The 22,432-nt window shown below is 55.2% G+C and carries 24 protein-coding genes; 16 read left to right on the forward strand and 8 right to left on the reverse strand.

Annotation, left to right across the window (positions count from 1 at the left end; all coding sequences use genetic code 11):
• Positions 1 to 48: 48 nt before the first annotated feature.
• Both FD744_RS12665 and FD744_RS12670 read right to left on the reverse strand, forming a co-directional pair.
• Complete coding sequence (locus FD744_RS12665) at positions 49 to 606, reverse strand: DcrB family lipoprotein (RefSeq protein WP_034827084.1); 558 nt, start codon at positions 604 to 606, stop codon at positions 49 to 51.
• 125 nt (positions 607 to 731) lie between these two features.
• Positions 732 to 1,397 (reverse strand): 7-cyano-7-deazaguanine/7-aminomethyl-7-deazaguanine transporter, encoded by a 666-nt coding sequence (locus FD744_RS12670; RefSeq protein ID WP_034827083.1) that lies wholly within the window; start codon positions 1,395 to 1,397, stop codon positions 732 to 734.
• Between the two features lie 307 nt (positions 1,398 to 1,704).
• Here FD744_RS12670 and tusA point away from each other — a divergent pair, with 307 nt between their 5' ends.
• On the forward strand, positions 1,705 to 1,953 hold the full coding sequence (gene tusA, locus FD744_RS12675) for a sulfurtransferase TusA (RefSeq protein ID WP_034827082.1): 249 nt from the start codon (positions 1,705 to 1,707) through the stop codon (positions 1,951 to 1,953).
• Here the strand turns inward: tusA and FD744_RS12680 are convergent.
• Positions 1,950 to 4,226 (reverse strand): zinc/cadmium/mercury/lead-transporting ATPase, encoded by a 2,277-nt coding sequence (locus FD744_RS12680; RefSeq protein ID WP_160868396.1) that lies wholly within the window; start codon positions 4,224 to 4,226, stop codon positions 1,950 to 1,952. The genes tusA and FD744_RS12680 overlap by 4 nt on opposite strands.
• Before the next feature lie 92 nt (positions 4,227 to 4,318).
• Complete coding sequence (locus tag FD744_RS12685) at positions 4,319 to 4,948, reverse strand: lysoplasmalogenase (RefSeq protein ID WP_034827077.1); 630 nt, start codon at positions 4,946 to 4,948, stop codon at positions 4,319 to 4,321.
• 162 nt (positions 4,949 to 5,110) lie between these two features.
• Here FD744_RS12685 and FD744_RS12690 point away from each other — a divergent pair, with 162 nt between their 5' ends.
• Positions 5,111 to 5,467, forward strand: coding sequence for a DUF2500 domain-containing protein (locus tag FD744_RS12690; RefSeq protein WP_160868397.1), 357 nt, complete (start codon positions 5,111 to 5,113; stop codon positions 5,465 to 5,467).
• Between the two features lie 27 nt (positions 5,468 to 5,494).
• Here FD744_RS12690 and FD744_RS12695 read toward each other — a convergent pair whose 3' ends face one another.
• Positions 5,495 to 5,764 carry a DUF1145 family protein gene (locus tag FD744_RS12695; RefSeq protein WP_034827067.1) on the reverse strand — a complete coding sequence of 90 codons (270 nt, stop codon included), beginning with the start codon at positions 5,762 to 5,764 and terminating at the stop codon, positions 5,495 to 5,497.
• Entirely contained in the window at positions 5,754 to 6,353 is a 600-nt protein-coding gene (gene rsmD, locus FD744_RS12700) for a 16S rRNA (guanine(966)-N(2))-methyltransferase (RefSeq protein ID WP_058960042.1), read from the reverse strand. Before rsmD ends, FD744_RS12695 begins: the two co-directional genes overlap by 11 nt.
• A 230-nt stretch (positions 6,354 to 6,583) precedes the next feature.
• Between rsmD and ftsY the strand changes: the two genes are divergently transcribed.
• The 4 genes from ftsY to rpoH all read left to right on the forward strand — a co-directional run bounded on the left by ftsY (position 6,584) and on the right by rpoH (position 10,971).
• The gene (gene ftsY / locus FD744_RS12705) at positions 6,584 to 8,224 is read left to right on the forward strand and encodes a signal recognition particle-docking protein FtsY (protein ID WP_160868398.1); all 1,641 of its coding nucleotides are present in this window, start codon (positions 6,584 to 6,586) and stop codon (positions 8,222 to 8,224) included.
• Positions 8,225 to 8,229: 5 nt separating this feature from the next.
• A complete protein-coding gene (ftsE, locus tag FD744_RS12710; protein WP_034827061.1) occupies positions 8,230 to 8,898 on the forward strand; it encodes a cell division ATP-binding protein FtsE in 669 nt (222 codons plus the stop codon).
• A complete protein-coding gene (gene ftsX, locus FD744_RS12715) occupies positions 8,888 to 9,874 on the forward strand; it encodes a permease-like cell division protein FtsX (RefSeq protein WP_058960044.1) in 987 nt (328 codons plus the stop codon). The genes ftsE and ftsX overlap by 11 nt, the downstream gene beginning before the upstream one ends.
• 239 nt (positions 9,875 to 10,113) lie before the next feature.
• Positions 10,114 to 10,971, forward strand: a complete 858-nt coding sequence (rpoH, locus tag FD744_RS12720) for an RNA polymerase sigma factor RpoH (RefSeq protein WP_034827057.1) — start codon at positions 10,114 to 10,116, stop codon at positions 10,969 to 10,971.
• 147 nt (positions 10,972 to 11,118) lie between these two features.
• On the opposite strand, the gene panM is transcribed toward rpoH, so the two are convergent.
• Entirely contained in the window at positions 11,119 to 11,505 is a 387-nt protein-coding gene (gene panM, locus FD744_RS12725) for an aspartate 1-decarboxylase autocleavage activator PanM (RefSeq protein ID WP_160868399.1), read from the reverse strand.
• Positions 11,506 to 11,909: 404 nt separating this feature from the next.
• Between panM and FD744_RS12730 the strand changes: the two genes are divergently transcribed.
• The 10 genes from FD744_RS12730 to ugpQ all read left to right on the forward strand — a co-directional run bounded on the left by FD744_RS12730 (position 11,910) and on the right by ugpQ (position 22,118).
• Positions 11,910 to 13,037: a branched-chain amino acid ABC transporter substrate-binding protein gene (locus tag FD744_RS12730; protein WP_045815772.1), complete on the forward strand. Its 1,128-nt coding sequence runs from the start codon at positions 11,910 to 11,912 to the stop codon at positions 13,035 to 13,037.
• 157 nt (positions 13,038 to 13,194) lie between these two features.
• A complete protein-coding gene (livH, locus tag FD744_RS12735) occupies positions 13,195 to 14,121 on the forward strand; it encodes a high-affinity branched-chain amino acid ABC transporter permease LivH (protein ID WP_034827036.1) in 927 nt (308 codons plus the stop codon).
• Positions 14,118 to 15,389 (forward strand): high-affinity branched-chain amino acid ABC transporter permease LivM, encoded by a 1,272-nt coding sequence (locus FD744_RS12740; RefSeq protein WP_160868400.1) that lies wholly within the window; start codon positions 14,118 to 14,120, stop codon positions 15,387 to 15,389. Before livH ends, FD744_RS12740 begins: the two co-directional genes overlap by 4 nt.
• Positions 15,386 to 16,153: a high-affinity branched-chain amino acid ABC transporter ATP-binding protein LivG gene (livG, locus tag FD744_RS12745; protein WP_034827032.1), complete on the forward strand. Its 768-nt coding sequence runs from the start codon at positions 15,386 to 15,388 to the stop codon at positions 16,151 to 16,153. Before FD744_RS12740 ends, livG begins: the two co-directional genes overlap by 4 nt.
• A gap of 1 nt (position 16,154) precedes the next feature.
• Positions 16,155 to 16,868: a high-affinity branched-chain amino acid ABC transporter ATP-binding protein LivF gene (gene livF / locus FD744_RS12750; RefSeq protein ID WP_034827030.1), complete on the forward strand. Its 714-nt coding sequence runs from the start codon at positions 16,155 to 16,157 to the stop codon at positions 16,866 to 16,868.
• 328 nt (positions 16,869 to 17,196) lie between these two features.
• Positions 17,197 to 18,513, forward strand: coding sequence for a sn-glycerol-3-phosphate ABC transporter substrate-binding protein UgpB (gene ugpB, locus FD744_RS12755; RefSeq protein ID WP_034827028.1), 1,317 nt, complete (start codon positions 17,197 to 17,199; stop codon positions 18,511 to 18,513).
• A gap of 61 nt (positions 18,514 to 18,574) precedes the next feature.
• On the forward strand, positions 18,575 to 19,462 hold the full coding sequence (ugpA, locus tag FD744_RS12760; protein WP_034827026.1) for a sn-glycerol-3-phosphate ABC transporter permease UgpA: 888 nt from the start codon (positions 18,575 to 18,577) through the stop codon (positions 19,460 to 19,462).
• On the forward strand, positions 19,459 to 20,304 hold the full coding sequence (gene ugpE, locus FD744_RS12765) for a sn-glycerol-3-phosphate ABC transporter permease UgpE (protein WP_034827014.1): 846 nt from the start codon (positions 19,459 to 19,461) through the stop codon (positions 20,302 to 20,304). The genes ugpA and ugpE overlap by 4 nt, the downstream gene beginning before the upstream one ends.
• A complete protein-coding gene (locus FD744_RS12770; RefSeq protein ID WP_058960051.1) occupies positions 20,305 to 21,378 on the forward strand; it encodes a sn-glycerol-3-phosphate import ATP-binding protein UgpC in 1,074 nt (357 codons plus the stop codon).
• Entirely contained in the window at positions 21,375 to 22,118 is a 744-nt protein-coding gene (gene ugpQ / locus FD744_RS12775) for a glycerophosphodiester phosphodiesterase (RefSeq protein ID WP_160868401.1), read from the forward strand. Before FD744_RS12770 ends, ugpQ begins: the two co-directional genes overlap by 4 nt.
• Here the strand turns inward: ugpQ and FD744_RS12780 are convergent.
• On the reverse strand, positions 22,115 to 22,393 hold the full coding sequence (locus FD744_RS12780) for a DUF2756 domain-containing protein (RefSeq protein ID WP_058960053.1): 279 nt from the start codon (positions 22,391 to 22,393) through the stop codon (positions 22,115 to 22,117). The genes ugpQ and FD744_RS12780 overlap by 4 nt on opposite strands.
• Positions 22,394 to 22,432: the final 39 nt, after the last annotated feature.

The raw sequence follows: 22,432 nt of genomic DNA on the forward strand, positions 1-22,432 counted from the left end.
ATGGATGAGATTTTCGAAGGGTGCGCTTTTATGCGCACCTATAAAGCATTACTTGAGAGTGATGCTTTTCACGATCGCATCAGCATCGCTCTGCGCCTGCTGCTGATTGTCGGCTGGCAGGGTAATTTGCAGGGTCAGCAGTTTGCCATCCACTTTTGCCAGAATCACGGAAGACCATGAGGTTTGGTTGTTGGCCGAAATCACGGTATCCAACTGCTGAGCTGGCTGATCTTTCAGCGTCACCGCTTTGTTAGAAACGACCTGCAACTGCGGATCGCGACCGCGCTGCTGCTGTTCCAGACGCTGTGACAAGGCATCCAGCGCTTCGTTGGTCGGGTCGCCCGCAATCACAATAATTGCGCGCTGGCCGGTTTCATCGGCGTACACATGCATATTGGTAGATTCAGAACCGAGTTTACCGCTTTTATCAGACATGCCCGCCGGCAGACTGAAGCTCAGCTTGCCGTCCATCAGGTTCACCGTCTGGGCTGACTGGCTGGCGCTGGCACCGTTGCTGCCTGCCGCCGCATCTTCTTTCTTCTGATCACAGGCCGCAAGACCTAACACCAACAAACCAATACCCGCATATTTCACTAAGTTACGCATTCTTTTCCCTTTGATGATTCCAGTCAGGTGCTTTCTACCCGGTATAAAAACGGAATCGGCGGTCAAAAGCAACCGCCGGTTTGTCAGGAAATCTTAGCGCGCTGCGGCGTTTCGTCTATGTGCAATTAGCCGAAATTGATCTGACGCTGTGTCGAGCGCTCTGCCAGACGTTTTAGCAGGCTGTTCAGCAACACACCGTAAGCGGGCAGGAAGAAAATCATGCAGATCAGCACTTTGAAGCTGTAATCCACCAGTGCGATCTCCACCCAATGCGCGGCCATGAACGGGTCCGGGCTCTTGTAGAAGGCGATGAAAAAGAAGGCCAGCGTATCGCTGATATTGCCGAGGAACATGGCTGCAGCAGGGGCGATCCACCACTGCGGTAAACGACGCAAACGGTTAAAAACGTGGACATCCAGAATCTGACCGAGCGCATAGGCCATAAAGCTGGCACTGGCGATACGTGCGACAAACAGATTCACCTGTTCCAGCGATGCCCATCCCTGCCATTCGCCCTGGTAAAACACACAGGACACCACGTAAGAGATAAACAGCGCCGGGATCATCACCGCCAAAATAATACGACGGGCTAACGGCGCGCCAAAGATGCGCACGGTGAGATCGGTAGCGAGGAAGATAAATGGAAAGCTAAAGGCACCCCAGGTGGTGTGGAAGCCGAAGATGGAAACCGGCAGCTGGACCAGATAGTTACTGGAAGTGATCACCAGCAGATGGAATAGGGAAAGCCAAAACAGCGCATGCATGCGCTGACGTGCAGAGAAATCAATCATGTCTGACCTTTTTGAGTAATGGGGTGAGGGAACCCAACAATCCTCTTCATACTTCGCGTTGTCGCTTCGTTGGCTACGTTCGCGTACCCCAGCCACTTACTTATGTAAGCTCCTGGGGATACACGCACTTGCCGCCTTGCTAAAACGCGAATTATTTCGAGGATTAAGCAATTTGGTAAAAAAACGGCGGCATCTTAGCGCGTTGCGCAATTAATGCAATGGTTAATTTTAACGCAATCGTTATCGCCTTGCGCTGTGCATTTAGCGCGCTAGAATGAGCGCCCATCTTGAATGAAGACAGAGAATCATGAGCGATCCCTTTTCTGCGCCGGACCACAAGCTTGATGCCCTTGGCCTGCGCTGCCCTGAGCCGGTAATGATGGTGCGCAAAACCGTGCGCACCATGCAGGCGGGCGAAACCTTACTGATCATTGCCGATGATCCGGCCACCACGCGTGATATTCCCGGTTTTTGCCGCTTTATGGAACATCAGTTGCTGGCACAGCAGACGGAAACGCTGCCGTATCAGTATCTGATTCAGAAGGGCACGGCTTAACGCTGTCGCAGCAATCGCAAAGCGTTGGCTGTGACCAGCGCTGTTGCACCTGAATCTGCCAGCACCGCCAGCCACAAACCGGTGAAACCGAGCAGTGTGGTGATCAGGAAAATGCCTTTCAGCCCCAGCGCTATCGCGATGTTTTGACGGATGATGGCGCGCGTGCGACGGGCCAGTGCGATAGTGCGTGGCAGAATTGCCAGACGGTTTTGTGTCAGCGCGGCGTCGGCGGCTTCCAGCGCGACATCGGTGCCGCTGCCCATGGCAATGCCAATCGTGGCCGCTTTCATCGCCGGGGCGTCGTTAATGCCATCGCCTACCATCGCCAGCGGCTGCTGCTCCTCCAGTTTGCGCACCATCTCCACTTTATCGGCAGGCAACAAGCCGGCGCGATAATCGATGTTGAGTTGCGCCGCCATCGACGCCGCCGCACGCGGGTTATCGCCAGTCAGCATCAGGCTATTAATGCCCAGCGCTTGCAACTGTGCCAGCGCCGTGACGGCTTCCTCGCGTAGCTGATCCTGCAACGCCAGGGTGCCGATGACGGTCTCATCCTGTAACAGCACCACCACGGTTTTACCTTGAGCTTCCCGTTGCGCGATCGCCTGCTGCTGATCGACCGTGAGCGTGCTGGCATCGCGTGGTGCCAGCAGCTGATAGGTCACGCCATCAATCTGCGCCCGGATGCCACTGCCAGCCAGCGTTTGCTGCTGCCGGGCGTGCGGTAGCCTAAGCTGGTGCTTTTCGGCCTCGCGCACGATGGCGATCGCCAATGGATGGCTGGAACCTTGCTCCACTGCCGCCGCAATGCTCAGCAGTGCATTTGCTTCCATCGCACTGAAAGATTCGACCTCGGTCACCTGCGGTTTACCCAGTGTGAGGGTGCCGGTTTTATCGAATGCGATGGTCTGGATACGGCTGAGACGTTCCAGCGCGGCACCCCCTTTGATCAGAGCGCCCTGTCGTGCGGCCGCCGCTAAGCCAGAGGTGATTGCAGCGGGGGTAGAAATCACCAGCGCACAAGGGCAACCAATTAACAGCAGCGTCAGGCCTTTATAAATCCACGGCAACCACGCTGCCCCCGCTAACAGTGGCGGCAGCACCATCACTAACAGCGCCAGCAGCATAATGGCAGGCGTATAAATGCGGCTGAAGCGATCGATAAAGCGCTCAACCGGTGCACGGTGGCTTTCAGCTTCTTCGATGAGCTGCAGGATGCGATCAATCGCGCTCTGGCCAGGTTCGGAGATGACTTTCAGCGTGACCAGGCGATCCACGCTAGTGGCGCCAGCCATCACCGTTTCGCCCGGCTGACGGGCAACCGGCACGGACTCGCCCGTCAGCGCACTTTCATCAAAACTGGCGCTCTGGTTCAGCAGCTCGCCATCGGCCGGCAAACGACCGCCAGCCGCGACTTCAATCGTATCGCCAGGATGCAAGTCAGCCAGCGCCACCTGCTCGCGCTGCGTGCCTTTCAAACGCGTAGCAGTATCGGGGCGCAGTGCCATTAACGCCGTCACACCGCGTCGTGCGCGAGAAGCTGCAAATGACTCCAGCCGTTCACCCAGTTGGAACAGCAACAGCACCATCGCGGCTTCGGCATGTGCGCCAATCACCAACGCACCGGTGGCGGCAAGGGTCATCAGGGTTTCGATACTGAAGGGTGAACCGCCTCGCAGCAGTTTCCACGCGCTGAATGCAATCGGAGCCAGGCCGATCAGCGTGGTCATCACAAACAGGCGATCGCCCCATACCGGAGAAACCTGGCTCAGCAGCCAACTGGCAAGCATCAGCAGCGCCAGTAACAGCAAACCGGCATTTTCCTGCCAGCGGCGTTGCGGTTCGGGCTGAGATTGCGGATCGTTTGAGGTCAGGGTAAAACCGACATTTTTGACGGCCTGTTCGATGGCCGGGCGAATATCCTGGTCGGCATCCACCACCAGTTTTTCACTGGCAAAAATCACGCGAGCGGTGCGCACCTGCGCCAGCTGTTGTACAGCACTTTCAATTTTTCGCGCGCAGCTGGGGCAATCCATTCCGGCAATCTGCCAGCGGAATTGATGAGATGTGGATGAGGGCCTGTCGCTTTCGGCGTCGCTTTCGCCGCCGGGACTGCCGCTGTCGTTGTCACAGCAACCGCAACCACTTTCTGGTGTGGCGGGGAGGGCGGCTGAGATTTTCAGCGTCGTAGGTGAAACACTGCGAATGGCGCACAGCGGCTGGGTTTTGCTGTGGGATTTTCCACAACGGCATGAATGAGAATGGGCGTGCATAGAGCCTCCGGGATCAATGCGGGCCACTGCCCGCATCCCGAATGCTACACTCTGGAGTCAACTCCAGAGTCAAGCAAAAGGTCATCTTTTCTTCAATACAGCCACAGCGAACGCACAATCATAAAGTGGCCGGCGAAGTAGCAAGCGGCAACAATGGCGCTATCGGCACTGAAACGGCGGCGATAATGGGTGATAAACCAGATAATGTTGCCTAATAGCAGCAGTCCGGCGCCAACCAATAGTGAGAAGCTGTAATCCGTCGGGCGGAAGAAGTAATTCTCTGCCGCCATCCAGTTCATCACCAGCGTCATCCCAATTAGGGTACAGATCGGCCAGCGCAAATCCTCCAGCTTCGACCAGATAATGCCAATCACCACCACCCCAATCACCAGCAGCGTGACCGGAATCGGCCAGAAGAAACTCATGGTCATGTGGGCAGCAAAGCTGATGGTGTAGAGCAGATGTGACAGGAAGAATGCACCCAGTGCATAGAGCATTTGCTGGCGAGGCAGTAACGTCAGTGCATCACCGACCAGAGTGGCAACCAGGCCAGCCAGAATCAGGTAATCGGTGGTATTCAGTGTGGGTGCTTGCCAGGCCCAGGCGACCAGCAACAGCAAGGTAACAGGTTTGAACAGCCAGCGTTGCCACTGCGGGCCACGGTATGAAGCATCAACGTACAGCCAACCGGAAAAAAGTACGGCAAGGAAAGACCAAAGCATGTTTTCTCCCTTTTCTGAACGCGACGTCCAGAGTCATGAATTTTCCCAAAATCGCGATCTCAGTGTAAGTTACCGGCGACGAATGTGACAATCGGTCAACTCTGGTTGTATGCTTTGTCGTCTTTTACTGTTCCGACATTAACGCAAAGTGCGAGAGAAAACATGAGCAAACCACCGCTAATCTTTTTCATCGTTCTGGCGATTATTGCCGTATTGGCGACCCGTCAGTTTATTAAGCAACGCCGTGAAACCGCGGTAAATGATGCTTCACCGATTCGCTCACTGAGCGTAGAAGTGAAAACCAAACGTGAGTTCCCTTCCCCCAATCGCCGTTCGCGCCAGCGTGAAGAGATTGTGGCTGAAGATATGAAGTACGAAGCCTGGTTTCATCCACTCAATGGGGCGAGTGATATCAAGGTGGTGGTGAGCGCCGATGACTATCATCATATCGATAAGGGCGCGAAGGGAGAGTTGAAAATGCAGGGCAGTCGCTTTGTCAGTTTCACGCCTGCGCCATAAAACGGGCCGCTGCAGCGGCCCGTATCCTTACATCTTCGGGTAATGCTTTTTCTGCCACGCCAGCAGTTCAAACACACCAAAAAAGAAAATCTTCGCTTGCGTGACGCCACTGAGTTTTGGCGCCTCTTTCGGCTGAGTCGCGCGCAGCAGAACCAGCTGCAAGCCGTGCATGATCACCATGAAGAACAGTGCCACATGCACAAAGTAGCGCAGCGGTGTCGGGAAAGGATGCACCAGATTGAGCAGCAGAAATGCCCAGACGCAAATCATCAGTAATCGTCCCAGATTAAGCCACATCGTGCGTCTCCTGTTGGCGTTGATAAAGGCGATATGCCACCTGACCGGCAATTTTTTCGCGGTACAAGTCCCAGTTAGCGGGCGCCACAGGCGTGCCGTGCTCCACTTCGCTTTCGACGTAAATCAGTGCGTTCTCCGCCAGCCAGCCGTTGTTTTCCAGCAGCGTTAGCGTCTCCAGCAGTAATCCTTTACGGAATGGTGGATCAACAAACACCACATCGAACGGCTCTCCGGGTTGGCTCAACCACTGTAGCGTATTGGTCTGCACGACGTTGCCTTGCGTCGCACGCAGGGTTTGCAGATTCTGCGACAGCTGTTGGGCGACGGAACGTTCCATCTCAAGCAGCGTAGCAGACGCCGCATAGCGTGACAGTGCTTCCAGGCCGAGCGCACCGCTACCGGCGAAGCAATCGAGACAACGCGCTTCCTGAATATCCGGCGCTAACCAGTTAAACAGGGTTTCACGCACGCGATCGGTGGTCGGGCGCAGACCCGCGCTATCCGGCACCGGTAATTTGCGACCGCGCCACTGTCCGCCAATGATACGAATCTGGCCAGCAGCGCCGCTGCTGCGGGGGGATTTACTCATTTTGCTCACAACTCGTCATAATTTGTTGCGTAGTTTAACGGGCGTGGCAGGCAGAAGAAACGTAAAAAAGGGTGCTGTGGTGCGCTGGCTGGAAAGTGTTAGACTACTGAGTTGATATGGCGCGCGTAATTGCCTGATTTTTACGCCGCTCACGAACAAAAAATTGAATTTTTTATCCCCTGGGAACAGCGTGCTACCGGGAATAAGCCATCGAGGAGTGTGGTTACACAATGGCAAAAGAGAAAAAACGTGGCTTTTTTTCCTGGCTAGGCTTTGGCAAAGAAGAAGAGAAGCAGCAGCCTGCGGAAGAGCAGCAACCGGCCGAAGCGGCGCAACAGCCGATCGCTGAAGAGAGCGCGTTAGCAAGCGCCGAAGCGCAGGCGGAAGAGACGGTTGCCGTCACTGAGCACGTAGCCGAAGAACAACGGGCACAGCCGGAAGTGGTGGTGTCCAAGCCGATCACGGCAATTGAAGAGGAAGTGCTACCGGAGGAGGAAATCCATCCGGACGTAGCACCTGTCGAAGAAGAGCCTCAGGCAGAAGAACTGATTGTTGAAGCGCCAGCTGCGCAGCACGAGCCGGAGATCGAAGAAGCGTCCGTTGCGCCAGTAGTTGCGCAGTACGAGCCGGAAATCGAAGAAGCAGTCGTTGAGCCAGTGATTGCGAAGCACGAGCCAGAGATCGAAGAAGCGGTCGTTGAGCCAGTGGTTGCGCAGCATGAGCCAGAGATCGAGGAAGCGGCTGTTGAGCCACTCGTTGCGCAGCATGAGCCGGAAATCGAAGCAGCAGCCGTTGAATCGGAAGACGACGCGTTAAGCGACGAAGAACTTGAAGCCTTGGCGTTGGCCGAAACCTATGCGGAAGACGCTGAAGCCGAAGCGCAGGATACCGTCAGCGATTTACCGCTGGCCGCAGCGCCGCTGGTCACGCAGGAGCAGGATCGTCCGACCAAAGAGGGCTTCTTTGCTCGCCTCAAGCGCAGCCTGGTCAAAACCCGAGAAAACCTCGGTTCCGGTTTTGTTAGCCTGTTCCGCGGCAAAAAAATCGATGATGACCTGTTTGAAGAGCTGGAAGAGCAGTTGCTGATTGCTGATGTGGGTGTAGAGACCACGCGCCGCATCATCACCAATCTGACGCAGCAGGCTAACCGCAAGCAGTTGCGTGATGCTGAAGCACTTTACGGCCTGCTGAAAAGTGAAATGGCCGGCATTCTGGAAAAGGTTGATCAGCCACTGGATGTGGGCGGCAAAACGCCGTTTGTTATCCTGATGGTAGGCGTCAACGGCGTGGGTAAAACCACCACTATCGGTAAGCTGGCGCGTCAATATCAGGCTCAGGGCAAATCAGTGATGTTGGCGGCAGGTGATACCTTCCGTGCAGCAGCAGTGGAACAGCTTCAGGTCTGGGGTCAGCGTAACAACATTCCTGTGGTGGCTCAGCATACGGGTGCTGACTCGGCTTCCGTTATCTTCGACGCCATTCAGGCCGCGAAGTCACGCAACGTCGATGTACTCATTGCAGATACCGCTGGTCGCCTGCAGAACAAAGCCCATCTGATGGAAGAGCTGAAAAAAATCACCCGCGTGATGAAAAAGCTGGATGAGGATGCACCACATGAAGTGATGTTAACCCTCGATGCCAGCACCGGGCAAAACGCCGTTAGCCAGGCCAAACTGTTCCATGAAGCGGTGGGACTGACAGGCATCACGCTGACCAAGCTCGACGGCACCGCCAAAGGTGGTGTGATCTTCTCGGTTGCCGATCAGTTTGGCATTCCGATTCGTTATATCGGTGTCGGGGAAGGCATCGAGGATTTACGGCCGTTTAAGGCCGCAGACTTTATTGAGGCACTGTTTGCCCGAGAGGAATGATTGGGATGATTCGCTTTGAAGAGGTCAGTAAAGCATACCTGGGAGGACGTCAGGCGCTGCAGGGAGTGGATTTCCATCTTCGCCCCGGCGAAATGGCATTCCTGACCGGCCACTCCGGCGCAGGGAAAAGTACCTTGCTGAAGCTGATTTGTGGCATTGAGCGCCCGAGCGCCGGGCAAATCTGGTTTAGCGGCCACGATATTTCACGTCTGCGTCGCAGCGAAGTGCCTTTCCTGCGACGTCAGATCGGGATGATTTTCCAGGATCACCACTTGCTGATGGATCGTTCGGTCTATGACAACGTGGCGATTCCACTGATCATTTCCGGCGCCAGTGGTGAAGATATTCGTCGCCGTGTATCGGCAGCGCTGGATAAAGTCGGCTTGCTCGACAAAGCGAAGAGTTATCCGATCCAGCTTTCTGGTGGTGAACAGCAACGTGTGGGTATTGCCCGCGCGGTGGTGAACAAACCTGCGGTGCTGCTGGCGGACGAACCCACCGGTAATCTGGATGATGCCCTGTCAGAAGACATTCTGCGCCTGTTTGAAGAGTTCAATCGTGTTGGTGTGACCGTCTTAATGGCGACGCACGACACCGGGCTGATTGCCCGCCGCAATTACCGCTTGATGACGCTGAATCAGGGACGCCTGCACGGAGGTCATGATGGTCAATAAACGCAATAAGCGCCCAGCGGCGCCGAAGGCGGCGAAGGCGCCTTCAAAAAGTAAGGCGCTGAAAGGCGGCTGGCAGGAGCAGTGGCGCTATGCGCTGCGCGGTACGCTCTCGGATATGTGGCGTCAGCCGCTGGCCACGCTGCTGACCGTGATGGTGATTGCCATCTCGCTGACGCTGCCGAGCGTCTGCTATATGGTGTGGAAAAACGTCAGCCAGGCGGCGACGCAGTGGTATCCGGCACCGCAGTTGACGGTGTATCTGGATAAAGCGCTGGATGATACGGCGGCTGAGAATGTCGCTGCTGAGCTGAAAAAGTTAGATGGCGTGGATAACGTTAACTATCTGACCCGTGAAGAAGCGCTGAATGAGTTCCGTAACTGGTCTGGTTTCGGCGGTTCAATGGACATGCTGGAGCAAAACCCGCTGCCTGCCGTGGCCATCATCACGCCGAAACTGAATTTCCAGAATTCAGACACTATGGCTAACCTGCGCGACCGCGTGTCGAAAGTGCAGGGTGTGGATGAAGTGCGCATGGATGACAGCTGGTTTGCCCGTTTAGCGGCGTTAACCGGGCTGGTAGGGCAAATTGCTTCGATGATTGGTCTGCTGATGGTGGTGGCGGTGTTCCTGGTGATTGGTAACAGCGTGCGCCTGAGCATCTTTGCCCGTCGCGATACCATTAACGTGCAAAAGCTGATTGGTGCCACCGACGGCTTTATCTTGCGTCCGTTCCTGTATGGCGGCGCGCTGTTAGGTTTCAGTGGTGCAGTGCTTTCACTGCTGCTGTCCGAAGTGCTGGTACTGCGTCTGCAATCAGTCGTAGCGCAGGTGGCGACGGTGTTTGGCACCACCTTTGTTCTTGAAGGTTTTTCCTGGGACGAAGGGCTGCTACTGCTGCTCATCGCCGCCATTATTGGCTGGGTTGCCGCATGGTTAGCCACTGTACAACATTTACGCCGATTTACGCCGCAGTAACCAACAGCAACGTTTTTTGATATACTCTTCCTCTGCTGCCGACGATCTGGGAGCAGAGGAATCTTCCTATTTTCCCCGCCGTCATCTGTGTGTAAAATATTCACTGCTAATATTGAACTTGTGGATAACTTTGTCGTCCAAGTAGCACAGATTGCTTTTGGTTTTTTCGCGACGTTGACATAATGTAACGTCTGCGCAAAATACCGCGCAGCAAGTCCATTGAATTTGTGAGGGTTTGAATGACCAAAGAAATGCAAACTTTAGCGATTGCGCCTCTGGGTAACCTGGAATCTTATGTCCGGGCTGCCAACAACTGGCCGGTATTAACGGCAGAAGAGGAGAAGGCATTAGCGGAGAAACTGCATTACCAGGGCGATCTGGATGCAGCTAAGACGCTGATCCTGTCTCACCTGCGCTTTGTTGTTCATATTGCTCGTAACTACTCAGGTTACGGCCTGCCACAGGCGGACCTGATTCAGGAAGGTAACATCGGCCTGATGAAGGCGGTGCGTCGCTTCAACCCTGAAGTTGGCGTGCGTCTGGTGTCATTTGCCGTGCACTGGATCAAAGCAGAGATTCACGAATACGTGCTGCGTAACTGGCGTATCGTGAAAGTCGCGACCACGAAAGCGCAGCGCAAGCTGTTCTTTAATCTGCGTAAAAGCAAACAGCGTCTTGGTTGGTTTAATCAGGATGAAGTGGAGATGGTTGCGCGCGAGTTAGGCGTGAGCAGCAAAGATGTCCTCGAGATGGAATCTCGTATGGCCGCGCAGGATATGACTTTCGACATGTCTTCGGATGACGAAGCTGGCGAAGGTAAGCCGATGGCACCGGTACTCTATCTGCAGGATAAAACCTCAGACTTTGCCGACGGCATTGAAGAGGATAACTGGGATGCGCACGCTGCTGATAAGCTGAGCGATGCCATGCTGAGCCTTGATGAGCGCAGCCAGCACATCATCCGCGCCCGTTGGCTGGATGATGAGAACAAAACCACGCTGCAGGAGTTGGCCGACAAATATGGCGTCTCTGCAGAGCGTGTGCGTCAGCTGGAAAAGAACGCCATGAAGAAACTGCGTATGGCGATTGAAGCCTGAGAACCATCAGGTGAAAAACGGGGCGACTTTATAGTCGCCCTTTTTATTTGCACGAAGTCCGTAGCCGCGCAATGTATTGCGCATCAGTCACCAACCCTGGCGCTTCAGGACAGCGCGATAAATCGCGCCGTTACGTGTCCGCAATAATTAGCGCACCCAGCCATCGGCCTGCGCGCGAAAACCACAGGCCTGCATAAAGGCCGCGCGCACACTCTGATCGTCTTCGCCGTCATCGGCTACCCACCAATCCGCCAGCGCGCTATTCTGCGCTATGGTGTCCTCCAGCAAATATTGCCCGACGCCGCGACGCCGCGTCACTTCGCGCACGGTGAGGTGTGAAATCTTCCCTTGCGTGCCACAAATCTCCAGCTGCAACCCGCCCAACAGACGATCGTTAAACCTTGCCGCATACAACCGCTGCGTCTCGCTTAATGCAGCCTCAAGTTGCGAAATATCGATCTGCGACCAGACTTTAGCTAAATCCAACCGATCCTGCGGCGTGAGTGCGGTGATTCGCTGAATAGTGAGCTTCATTACCCTTACCTGTACTGCCAGAAAGGCCATAGTGTAGCGAATTTAGACAGTCAGCGTGCTGTCACTTTTTTGCGATGAAAATAGGTCAAATGCCAGCCACTTTGCCAGGATTGTGGAGGAAGTCATCAATGTTAGCTGAAAAAGCCAGCATAACGCGCTGGCATTTTGGCTAATAACCGGCCATAAAAACCAGATGATTCTGCTGTGCAACGCGACTAATACTGAATATGTCAGTTGATTTACAGAAGAAAGTTCCTGTTTAATAACCTGAAAAATAAAGCCTTATTACCAATAAATGCCAGAAAAGAGCGCTAACTCATTATTCTTGAATCAGTTTTCCTCTTTGACTGGCAGAAAATAAACCAAACACAACGACACACGACACAACAGATGGGGAAGTTCGCATGAAAATGAGTAAAGGACGCGCATTACTGGCGGGTTGCGTTGCGCTGGCGCTGAGCCACGCGGCACTGGCGAAAGATATCAAGATTGCCATCGTTGGCGCAGCAACTGGTCCGGTTGCACAATACGGTGATATGCAGTTCACCGGTGCAGCGCAAGCCATTAAGGACATCAACGCCAAAGGTGGCGTGAACGGTGACAAACTGGTTGGCGTGGAATATGACGACGCCTGTGACCCGAAACAAGCGGTTGCAGTGGCCAACAAAGTGGTTAACGACGGCATCAAGTATGTGATCGGCCACCTGTGCTCCTCTTCTACTCAGCCTGCTTCCGACATCTATAACGATGAAGGCATTCTGATGATCACCCCAGCGGCAACCGCACCAGAGCTGACCGCGCGTGGCTATGCGGATGTGCTGCGTACTACCGGTCTGGATTCCGATCAGGGTCCAACCGCTGCAACTTACATTCTCAATGAGATCAAACCAAAACGTATCGCTGTGGTGCATGACAAGCAGCAGTACGGTCAGGGACTGGCCGAATCGGTGCAGAAAACCCTGAAAGCCAAAGGCGGCAATGTGGTGCTGTTCGAAGGTATCACCGCGGGCGATAAAGATTTCTCTACGCTGATTGCGCGTCTGAAGAAAGAAAACGTCGATTTCGTTTACTACGGTGGCTACTACCCAGAGCTGGGCCAGATTCTGCGTCAGGCAAAAGCAGCCGGTCTGACTGCTGGCTTCATGGGACCAGAAGGTGTAGGCAACGCCTCACTGTCTAACATCGCCGGTGATGCATCTGAAGGCCTGTACGTCACCTTGCCGAAACGTTATGACCAGTTGCCAGAGAACAAGGCGATTGTTGAAGCCATCAAAGCCAATACCGCGTCAAACCGTAAAGATCCAACCGGTCCGTTCGTCTGGACCACCTATGCGGCCATTCAGTCGCTGGTGGCCGGTATTGAACGTAGCAAGAGCGCTGAGCCAGATGCCATTGCTAAAAACCTGAAAGAGGGCGCAGCGGTTCCAACGGTGATGGGCAACCTGAACTGGGATCAGAAAGGCGACCTGAAGGGCTTCGAATTTGGTGTCTTCAAATGGCACAAAGACGGTTCCTCTACCGCTGTTAAGTAATTCCCAAGCTTAAATAGATTGGCCCTCTCTTTTGCCGGAGAGGGCTGGGGGAGGGACAGCGCGTACCGTCTTGATGAGATCCCGCGCGCCTGTTCCCTCACCCTAACCCTCTGCCAAAAGGGAGAGGGGATTTTTAGTCCACATGCAGGTCCTCACTATGTCCGAGCAGTTTCTCTATTTCATTCAGCAGATGTTCAACGGGGTCACCCTCGGGAGCACTTACGCGCTGATCGCCATTGGTTACACCATGGTTTACGGCATCATCGGCATGATCAACTTCGCCCATGGCGAGGTGTATATGATCGGCAGTTATGTCTCCTTTATTGTGATTGCCGCCCTGATGATGATGGGTATCGATACCACGTGGCTGATGATTGCCGCCGGGTTCGTGATGGCGGTGATCATCTCCAGCGCCTACGGCTGGAGCATTGAGCGCGTGGCGTATAAGCCCGTGCGCTCCTCTAAGCGCTTAATCGCGCTGATTTCGGCTATTGGGATGTCGATCTTTCTGCAGAACTACGTCAGTCTGACGCAAGGTTCGCGCGATCTGGCGTTGCCAAGCCTGATTACCGGCCAGTGGACGCTGGGCGAGAGCAACGGCTTTGCTGCCACGCTCTCCACCATGCAGCTGGTGATTTGGGTCGTGACCTTCCTCTCGATGCTGGCCCTGACGCTGTTTATTCGTTATTCACGTATGGGCCGCGCCTGCCGCGCCTGTGCGGAAGACCTGAAAATGGCCAGTCTGCTGGGGATTAACACTGACCGCGTGATTTCACTGACCTTCATTATTGGTGCGGCGATGGCGGCGGTGGCGGGCGTGCTGCTCGGCCAGTTCTACGGCTCTATTAACCCGTTCATCGGCTTTATGGCTGGGATGAAGGCGTTTACTGCTGCGGTACTGGGCGGCATCGGCAGTATTCCTGGCGCGATGATTGGTGGTCTGGTGCTCGGTATCGCTGAAGCGCTGACCTCGGCGTATCTGTCGACCGAATACAAAGATGTGGTGTCATTCGCACTGCTGATTGTGGTGCTGCTGGTGATGCCTACCGGCATTCTGGGCCGTCCGGAGGTAGAGAAAGTATGAAACGCCTCGGTCTGGTCAATGCCGTGATTTCAACGGTGATGTTACTGATTCTCGCCACTTTCTTTATGGGCGTCCGTCTTGATCTTGATGGCACCAAACTGGTGGTGGCTAACGCTGGCGCGGCGCGCTGGAACTGGATTTTCATCGGCTGTGCGGTGGTTTTTGTCTTCCAGCTGCTGCGCCCGGTGTTCCATGGAAAGTTCAAACGCAGCGGTAAAGGCTTTGTGCTGCCGGGCTTCGATGGTTCGACGCCAAAGCAAAAGCTGGTGATGGCGCTGTTGATTGTTGCTGCGGTGCTGTGGCCGTTTCTGGTGTCGCGCGGCAGTGTCGATATCGCCACATTAACGCTGATCTACGTGATGCTCGGTCTCGGCCTCAACGTGGTCGTCGGCCTGTCTGGTTTGCTGGTGCTGGGCTACGGTGGTTTCTATGCCATCGGCGCTTACACCTTTGCGCTGCTCAATCACTATTACGGTTTTGGTTTCTGGGAAAGCCTGCCGCTGGCGGGGATTGTCGCAGGTGCGTTTGGCCTGATGCTCGGCTTCCCGGTACTGCGCCTGCGCGGTGACTATCTGGCGATTGTGACGCTCGGCTTCGGTGAGATCGTGCGTATTCTGCTGCTCAACAGCACCTCTATTACCGGCGGTCCAAACGGTATCGCGCAGATTCCTAAACCAAGCCTGTTTGGCATTGAGTTTGGGCGTCGCGTCAGTGAAGGCGGCTGGACTACTTTCCATGAGCTAACGGGCCTGCAGTACGATCCTAACCACCGTGTAATCTTCCTCTATCTGGTGGCGCTGCTGCTGGTGGTGCTGACCTTGTTCGTGATTAACCGTTTGCTGCGTATGCCATTGGGTCGCGCGTGGGAAGCGCTGCGTGAAGATGAGATCGCCTGTCGTTCATTGGGGCTCAGCCCAACACGCATCAAGCTGACCGCTTTCACCATCAGCGCCGTGTTCGCCGGTTTTGCTGGCACGCTGTTTGCCGCACGTCAGGGTTTTGTTAGCCCGGAATCCTTCACCTTCGTCGAATCAGCCTTTGTGCTGGCGATTGTGGTACTGGGCGGCATGGGTTCGCAGTTTGCGGTGATCCTCGCGGCCGTGCTGCTGGTGGTGTCGCGCGAATTGATGCGTGATCTGAACGAGTACAGCATGCTGGTGTTGGGTGGTTTGATGGTGCTGATGATGATTTGGCGTCCGCAAGGATTGTTGCCGATGAAGCGTCCACACCTGAAGTTGAAAAGCAGTAAACAAGGAGAGCAGGCATGAGTCAGCCTTTGTTAGCCGTTGAAGGCTTGATGATGCGCTTTGGCGGGCTGTTGGCCGTCAACAATGTGGCGCTGGAACTGCATCCCCAGGAAATCGTGTCACTGATCGGGCCGAACGGTGCCGGTAAAACCACGGTGTTCAACTGCCTGACCGGTTTTTACAAGCCGACCGGCGGTACCATCAAACTGCGCGATCAGGAGTTGCAGGGCCAGCCAGGCCAGAAGATTGCGCGTATGGGCATCGTGCGTACTTTCCAGCACGTGCGACTGTTCCGTGAGATGACGGTGATTGAAAACCTGCTGGTCGCGCAGCATCAGCACCTGAAAAGTGGCGTGTTCTCCGGCCTGTTCAAAACCCCGGCGTTCCGTCGCGGGGAGAGTGAAGCGCTGGATCGTGCTGCCACCTGGCTGGATCGCATCGGCCTGCTGGAGCTGGCCAATCGCCAGGCGGGCAACCTCGCTTATGGCCAGCAGCGTCGTCTGGAGATTGCGCGCTGCATGGTGACGCGTCCGGAAATCCTGATGCTGGATGAGCCTGCCGCAGGACTTAACCCACGCGAAACCCACGAACTGGACGAACTGATTGCCGAACTGCGCGGTGAGCATAAGGTCTCGGTGCTGTTAATCGAACACGATATGAAGCTGGTGATGGGCATTTCTGACCGCATTTATGTGGTGAACCAGGGCACACCGCTGGCTAACGGTACGCCGGAAGAAGTGCGTAACAATCCAGATGTGATCCGTGCTTATTTAGGTGAGGCGTAATATGGCAAACCCAATTTTAACGTTGCAAGGGGTGAGTGCCCATTACGGCCCGATTCAGGCACTGCACAACATCAACCTGCACATCAGTCAGGGTGAAATTGTCACCCTGATTGGGGCTAACGGCGCGGGTAAAACCACGTTGCTCGGCACCCTGTGCGGTGAACCGCGTGCCACCAGTGGCACTATTATCTTCGACGGCAAAGAGATCACCGACTGGCAAACCGCCAAAATCATGCGTGAAGCGATTGCGATTGTGCCGGAAGGCCGCCGCGTGTTTTCCCGGATGACGGTGGAAGAGAACCTGGCGATGGGCGGTTTCTTTGCCACGCGCCAGCAGTATCAGGAGCGCATTGAGCGGGTTTATCAGTTGTTCCCGCGTCTGGCTGAACGTAAAGTGCAGCGCGCGGGCACCATGTCCGGTGGTGAACAGCAGATGCTGGCGATCGGTCGTGCGCTAATGAGTCAGCCGCGTTTGCTGTTACTCGACGAACCTTCTTTAGGTTTAGCGCCGATTATTATTCAGCAGATTTTCGATACGATTGAACAGTTGCGTAAAGAGGGCATGACCATTTTCCTGGTGGAGCAAAACGCTAACCAGGCGCTGAAGCTCGCCGATCGCGGCTACGTACTGGAGAACGGTCATGTGGTGCTGGAAGACAGTGGTGAAGCGTTGCTGTCCAACGAAGCGGTACGCAGCGCTTACCTCGGCGCCTGACCTGGCTTACTTGCCAGCTTGCGGTTGGGCAGTGCTCGCCATCCTCACGTACTAAGAGTACGTTCCGGTGGCTGTGCGCTGTCCGCCCGCAATCTGGCTGCGCCGCCGACGGTCTGATAAAAGGTGCGGTCTGACTGCAACGCTGGCGGTCTAAACAGTGGCTCAAGTTTGAGATAACTTGTGCCACTTTAAACTTTCTAATACGCGCAATCTCCGTCACATTCCCGTCATAAACCTGTTATTAATCCGTCATTTCCCCGTGTCATGTTACTTCGCGAACAAAAAAATGCGTGATATCGCGCGTACCTAACAGCACAGGAAAAAACTTATGTCCGCTTTTACGCTTCGTCCCCGCCTGATGAGTGTTTTGCTTGGTCTGGCGCTCAGTGGTAACGCGCTGGCTGCCACTGACATTCCTTTCTGGCACTCAATGGAAGGCGAGTTAGGCAAAGAAGTCGATTCTCTGGCACAACGTTTTAACCAGGCTCACCCAGAATACAAAATCGTACCGACTTACAAAGGTAACTACGAGCAGAGCCTGGCAGCGGGTATCGCTGCTGTGCGTACCGGTAAAGCACCGGCGATTCTGCAGGTTTACGAAGTGGGTACGGCGACCATGATGGCTTCAAAAGCTATCGTGCCTGTGCATGACGTGTTCAAAGACGCGGGCGTGCAGATGGATCCAAAACAGTTCGTGCCAGCGGTTGCAGGTTATTACAGCGACAGCAATGGCCAGCTGATCTCTCAGCCGTTCAACAGCTCAACCCCAGTGCTGTACTACAACAAAGATGCCTTCAAGAAAGCCGGTCTGAACCCAGACCAGCCGCCTAAAACCTGGCAGGAACTGGCAAAAGACGCCGACGCACTGCGTAAAGCGGGCATGACTTGTGGTTACGCCAGCGGCTGGCAGGGTTGGATTCAAATCGAAAACTTCAGCGCCTGGCATGCACTGCCGGTTGCCACCAAAAACAACGGCTTTGACGGTACCGACGCGGTATTGGAATTCAACAAGCCGGTTCAGGTGCGCCACATCCAGATGCTGGAAGACATGAACAAGAAGGGTGATTTCACCTACTTCGGTCGTAAAGATGAATCCACCGCGAAGTTCTACAACGGCGATTGCGGCATCACCACGGCTTCTTCCGGCTCTCTGGCGGATATCAAGCATTACGCTAAGTTCAACTTCGGCGTCGGCATGATGCCTTATGACTCAACTGTGCCTAACGCACCGCAGAACGCCATCATCGGCGGCGCGAGCCTGTGGGTGATGAAAGGCAAAGATGCCGACACCTACAAGGGCGTAGCAGAGTTCATGAAGTTCCTGGCTCAGCCAGAAATCGCCGCAGAATGGCACCAGAAGACCGGTTACCTGCCAATCACCACTGCTGCATATGAGCTGACCAAGCAACAGGGCTTCTATGACAAGAACCCAGGCGCAGACATCGCCACGCGTCAGATGCTGAACAAAGATCCACTGCCGTTCACCAAAGGCATGCGTCTGGGCAACATGCCACAGATTCGTACCATTGTGGACGAAGAGCTGGAAGGCGTGTGGACGGGCAAACAGGCTCCTCAGGCTGCACTGGATAACGCTGTGAAGCGCGGAAACGAACTGCTGCGTCGTTTTGAACAGCAAGTGAAGTAATTCCGTTGTCTCGGGGCTGGCGCATGGCGTCAGCCCCGATTTCTCTTTTGGCGAGTCTGCTATGTCCTCATCACGCCCCGTTTTTCGCTCCCGTTTTTTGCCCTATTTGCTGGTGGCACCACAGCTGGTCATTACTGCTATATTCTTCCTGTGGCCGGCCGGTGAAGCGCTGTGGTATTCGCTGCAAAGTATCGATCCCTTTGGTATTTCCAGCACCTTCGTCGGGCTGGATAACTTCAAACGCCTGTTCAGCGACAGCTATTACCTGGATTCTTTCTGGACCACCATCGAATTCAGCGCACTGGTTACGGTGTGCGGCATGACCTTCTCGCTGCTGCTGGCGGCGCTGGTCGACTACGTGGTGCGTCTGAAAAAACTGTACCAAACGCTATTGCTGCTGCCTTACGCCGTTGCACCGGTGGTCGCTGCCGTGCTGTGGATGTTCCTGTTCAACCCTGGCCTCGGCCTGTTCAGCCATCTGCTGAACCAGATTGGCTATAACTGGAACTACGCGCAAAACAGCGGTCAGGCGATGTTCCTGATCGTGCTGGCATCCATCTGGCAGCAGATGAGCTACAACTTCCTGTTCTTCTTTGCCGCACTGCAATCGATCCCCAAATCGCTGGTGGAAGCGGCGGCGATTGACGGTGCTGGACCGGTGCGCCGTTTCTTCAATCTGTCACTGCCGCTGATCACCCCGGTGAGTTTCTTCCTGCTGGTCGTCAACCTGGTGTATGCCTTCTTCGACACCTTCCCGGTGATCGATGCCGCGACCGGCGGCGGTCCGGTGCAGGCCACTACCACGCTGATCTACAAAATTTATCGCGAAGGCTTTACCGGTCTGGATCTCTCGTCCTCTGCCGCGCAATCCGTGGTGCTGATGCTGCTGGTGATTGGCCTGACGATCCTGCAATTCCGCTTTGTCGAGCGTAAGGTGCAATACCAATGATTGAGAATCGACGCGGGCTGGACATCTTCAGCCATACCCTGCTGGTGCTCGGTGTCCTGACCATTCTGTTCCCGCTGTACGTGGCGATAGTCGCCGCCACGCTGGATAACGAAGCGGTGTATCAGGTGCCGATGACCTTAGTGCCCGGCACACATCTGTGGGACAACATTTCACGCATCTGGACCCAGGGCGTCAACGGTAGCGGTCCGGCCTTTGGCATGATGATGCTCAACAGCCTGATCATGGCGCTCGGCATCACGGTGGGTAAAATCGCGGTATCGATGCTCTCCGCGTTTGCACTGGTGTGGTTCCGCTTCCCGTTGCGCTCACTGTTCTTTTGGCTGATCTTCATCACCCTGATGCTGCCGGTGGAAGTGCGTATCTTCCCGACGGTAGAAGTGATTTCAAACCTGCACATGCTCGACAGCTACAGTGGCTTAACCCTGCCGCTCATGGCTTCAGCAACGGCAACTTTCCTGTTCCGCCAGTTCTTTATGTCGCTGCCGGATGAGCTGATTGAAGCGGCGCGTATTGATGGTGCCAGCCCGATGCGCTTCTTCTGGGATATCGTTTTACCGCTGTCAAAGACCAACCTCGCGGCGCTGTTCGTGATCACCTTTATCTACGGCTGGAACCAGTATCTGTGGCCGCTGTTGATCATCAACGATCCCAGTCTCAGCACGGCGGTCGCCGGGGTGAAAAGTATGATCAACACCAGCGGTGGGCCGACGCAGTGGAACGAAGTGATGGCGGCAATGTTATTAACCCTGATCCCACCGGTGGTGGTGGTACTCGTGATGCAACGTGCCTTTGTGCGTGGCCTGGTGGAGAGTGATAAATAAATGGCAGGCGTAACCCTTCAGACCGTCACCAAATCGTATGACGGCAAAAATCAGATCATTCAGCCACTGAATATCACCATCAACGATGGCGAATTTATGGTGATGGTGGGCCCTTCCGGCTGCGGCAAGTCGACGCTGCTGCGCATGGTGGCTGGCCTGGAACGTGTGACTTCCGGCGATATCTACATAGACGACAAACGCGTCACCAATATGGAACCGAAAGATCGTGGCATCGCCATGGTATTCCAGAACTACGCGCTTTATCCGCACATGACCGTGGGTGAGAATATGGCCTATGGCCTGAAAATTCGCGGCATGGGTAAAGAGCAGATCGATCAACGCGTAATGGAGGCCGCGCGCAGTCTGGAGCTGGATCACCTGCTGTCACGTCGTCCGCGTGAGCTTTCCGGTGGACAGCGCCAGCGTGTGGCAATGGGCCGCGCCATCGTGCGTGAACCAGCGGTGTTCCTGTTCGATGAGCCATTGTCGAACCTCGATGCGCGCCTGCGTGTGCAGATGCGTCTTGAGCTGCAACAACTGCACCGTCGCCTGAAAACCACCAGTCTGTATGTGACGCACGATCAGGTAGAAGCCATGACGTTGGCCCAGCGCGTGATGGTGATGAACAAAGGTGTAGTCGAGCAAGTCGGCACGCCGGTGGAAGTGTATGAGCGTCCGGCGAGCCAGTTTGTGGCGTCGTTTATCGGTGCACCGGCAATGAACTTGCTGCCAGGCCAGATCAACAGCGACGGCACGCGCTTTACGCTCGATGCGCTTAATAGCTTGCCATTGGGCGAGAGCAAAGCGAAGTGGGCGAATCGTCCCCTTACGTTGGGCATCCGTCCTGAGCATCTGGTGCTCAGCTCGCAAGCAGCGGGCGGCATTCCATTAGTGGTCGATACGCTGGAGATGTTGGGTGCGGATAATCTCGCGCACGGCCGCATCGGTAATACCCGTCTGGTGGTGCGTTTGCCGCACAGTGAACGTCCGCAATCGGGCAGCACCTTATGGCTGCAACTGCCGCCAGATGCGTTACACTTCTTCGATTCAACCCATGGAAAGCGTCTGGAATGAGTGTAGAAAATTGGCCATACCCACAGATCGTCGCCCATCGCGGCGGCGGTAAACTGGCACCGGAAAATACGCTGGCGGCAATAGATGTCGGTGCGCAGTACGGTCATACCATGATCGAGTTTGATGCCAAGCTGTCGGATGATAAACAGGTGTTCCTGCTGCATGACGATACGCTGGATCGCACCAGCAACGGCTGGGGTGTGGCGGGCGATCTCTCATGGAGTAAGCTATCGCAGCTGGATGCGGGCAGTTGGTACAGCCGTGAGTATGAAGGCGAGCCGCTGGCGCTGCTGCGTGACGTGGCCGATCGCTGCCGCCAGCATCAGATGATGGCGAACGTTGAGATCAAGCCGACCACCGGCAAAGAGGTGGAAACCGGACGCGATGTGGCGTTGGCCGCGCGAGAACTGTGGCAGGGGCAAACGGCGCCGCTGCTCTCTTCCTTCTCTTATGAAGCATTGGAAGCAGCGATGCAGGCGGCGCCTGAATTGCCACGCGGATTATTGCTGGATGAGTGGCACGATGACTGGCAGGCGCTGACGAGTGCACTGGGTTGCGTCTCCATCCATCTGAACCATAAATTATTGGATGCCGAACGCACCACGCAGCTGAAAGCCGCCGGATTGCATATTTTGGTGTACACGGTGAATCAGCCCGCGCGAGCGCGCGAGCTGCTGAACTGGGGCGTCGATGCCATTTGTACTGACCGCATCGACATTATCGGTCCCGACTTCCGTTAATTCTGGTTTTGCTGCTGGCCCGGCTGTTGCTGAATCATGCGCTGCTGGGCGCTATCCCTTCGCTCCTGCATTTTCCGCTGTAATTCCTGATTCTGCTGCTGCTGATCCTGACGCAGTTTTTGCTGCTGCTGCTGTTGCTGAACCTGCATCTGCGTTTGCATCCGCTGCTGGCTCGGGTTATAGCCGGGTTTAAAAGGCTCATTCGTATTGTTGAGCATGTTCGCCATGCCGCTCAATGGCAGCAATGCGGCAATCACAATTAGCCATTTTTTCATGGTCTTCCTCCATTAATGCAGCCTGCTGTGTGTAGTTAC

It is taken from the genome of Pantoea sp. Taur (assembly GCF_009830025.1).
GTDB classification, from domain to species: domain Bacteria; phylum Pseudomonadota; class Gammaproteobacteria; order Enterobacterales; family Enterobacteriaceae; genus Pantoea; species Pantoea communis.

What these genes read in the sequence shown, in the direction of transcription:
- FD744_RS12665 (WP_034827084.1), bottom strand. Translation starts at nt 606, where the DNA reads ATGCGTAACTTAGTGAAATATGCGGGTATTGGTTTGTTGGTGTTAGGT.
- FD744_RS12670 (WP_034827083.1), bottom strand. Translation starts at nt 1,397, where the DNA reads ATGATTGATTTCTCTGCACGTCAGCGCATGCATGCGCTGTTTTGGCTT.
- tusA (WP_034827082.1), top strand. Translation starts at nt 1,705, where the DNA reads ATGAGCGATCCCTTTTCTGCGCCGGACCACAAGCTTGATGCCCTTGGC.
- FD744_RS12680 (WP_160868396.1), bottom strand. Translation starts at nt 4,226, where the DNA reads ATGCACGCCCATTCTCATTCATGCCGTTGTGGAAAATCCCACAGCAAA.
- FD744_RS12685 (WP_034827077.1), bottom strand. Translation starts at nt 4,948, where the DNA reads ATGCTTTGGTCTTTCCTTGCCGTACTTTTTTCCGGTTGGCTGTACGTT.
- FD744_RS12690 (WP_160868397.1), top strand. Translation starts at nt 5,111, where the DNA reads ATGAGCAAACCACCGCTAATCTTTTTCATCGTTCTGGCGATTATTGCC.
- FD744_RS12695 (WP_034827067.1), bottom strand. Translation starts at nt 5,764, where the DNA reads ATGTGGCTTAATCTGGGACGATTACTGATGATTTGCGTCTGGGCATTT.
- rsmD (WP_058960042.1), bottom strand. Translation starts at nt 6,353, where the DNA reads ATGAGTAAATCCCCCCGCAGCAGCGGCGCTGCTGGCCAGATTCGTATC.
- ftsY (WP_160868398.1), top strand. Translation starts at nt 6,584, where the DNA reads ATGGCAAAAGAGAAAAAACGTGGCTTTTTTTCCTGGCTAGGCTTTGGC.
- ftsE (WP_034827061.1), top strand. Translation starts at nt 8,230, where the DNA reads ATGATTCGCTTTGAAGAGGTCAGTAAAGCATACCTGGGAGGACGTCAG.
- ftsX (WP_058960044.1), top strand. Translation starts at nt 8,888, where the DNA reads ATGGTCAATAAACGCAATAAGCGCCCAGCGGCGCCGAAGGCGGCGAAG.
- rpoH (WP_034827057.1), top strand. Translation starts at nt 10,114, where the DNA reads ATGACCAAAGAAATGCAAACTTTAGCGATTGCGCCTCTGGGTAACCTG.
- panM (WP_160868399.1), bottom strand. Translation starts at nt 11,505, where the DNA reads ATGAAGCTCACTATTCAGCGAATCACCGCACTCACGCCGCAGGATCGG.
- FD744_RS12730 (WP_045815772.1), top strand. Translation starts at nt 11,910, where the DNA reads ATGAAAATGAGTAAAGGACGCGCATTACTGGCGGGTTGCGTTGCGCTG.
- livH (WP_034827036.1), top strand. Translation starts at nt 13,195, where the DNA reads ATGTCCGAGCAGTTTCTCTATTTCATTCAGCAGATGTTCAACGGGGTC.
- FD744_RS12740 (WP_160868400.1), top strand. Translation starts at nt 14,118, where the DNA reads ATGAAACGCCTCGGTCTGGTCAATGCCGTGATTTCAACGGTGATGTTA.
- livG (WP_034827032.1), top strand. Translation starts at nt 15,386, where the DNA reads ATGAGTCAGCCTTTGTTAGCCGTTGAAGGCTTGATGATGCGCTTTGGC.
- livF (WP_034827030.1), top strand. Translation starts at nt 16,155, where the DNA reads ATGGCAAACCCAATTTTAACGTTGCAAGGGGTGAGTGCCCATTACGGC.
- ugpB (WP_034827028.1), top strand. Translation starts at nt 17,197, where the DNA reads ATGTCCGCTTTTACGCTTCGTCCCCGCCTGATGAGTGTTTTGCTTGGT.
- ugpA (WP_034827026.1), top strand. Translation starts at nt 18,575, where the DNA reads ATGTCCTCATCACGCCCCGTTTTTCGCTCCCGTTTTTTGCCCTATTTG.
- ugpE (WP_034827014.1), top strand. Translation starts at nt 19,459, where the DNA reads ATGATTGAGAATCGACGCGGGCTGGACATCTTCAGCCATACCCTGCTG.
- FD744_RS12770 (WP_058960051.1), top strand. Translation starts at nt 20,305, where the DNA reads ATGGCAGGCGTAACCCTTCAGACCGTCACCAAATCGTATGACGGCAAA.
- ugpQ (WP_160868401.1), top strand. Translation starts at nt 21,375, where the DNA reads ATGAGTGTAGAAAATTGGCCATACCCACAGATCGTCGCCCATCGCGGC.
- FD744_RS12780 (WP_058960053.1), bottom strand. Translation starts at nt 22,393, where the DNA reads ATGAAAAAATGGCTAATTGTGATTGCCGCATTGCTGCCATTGAGCGGC.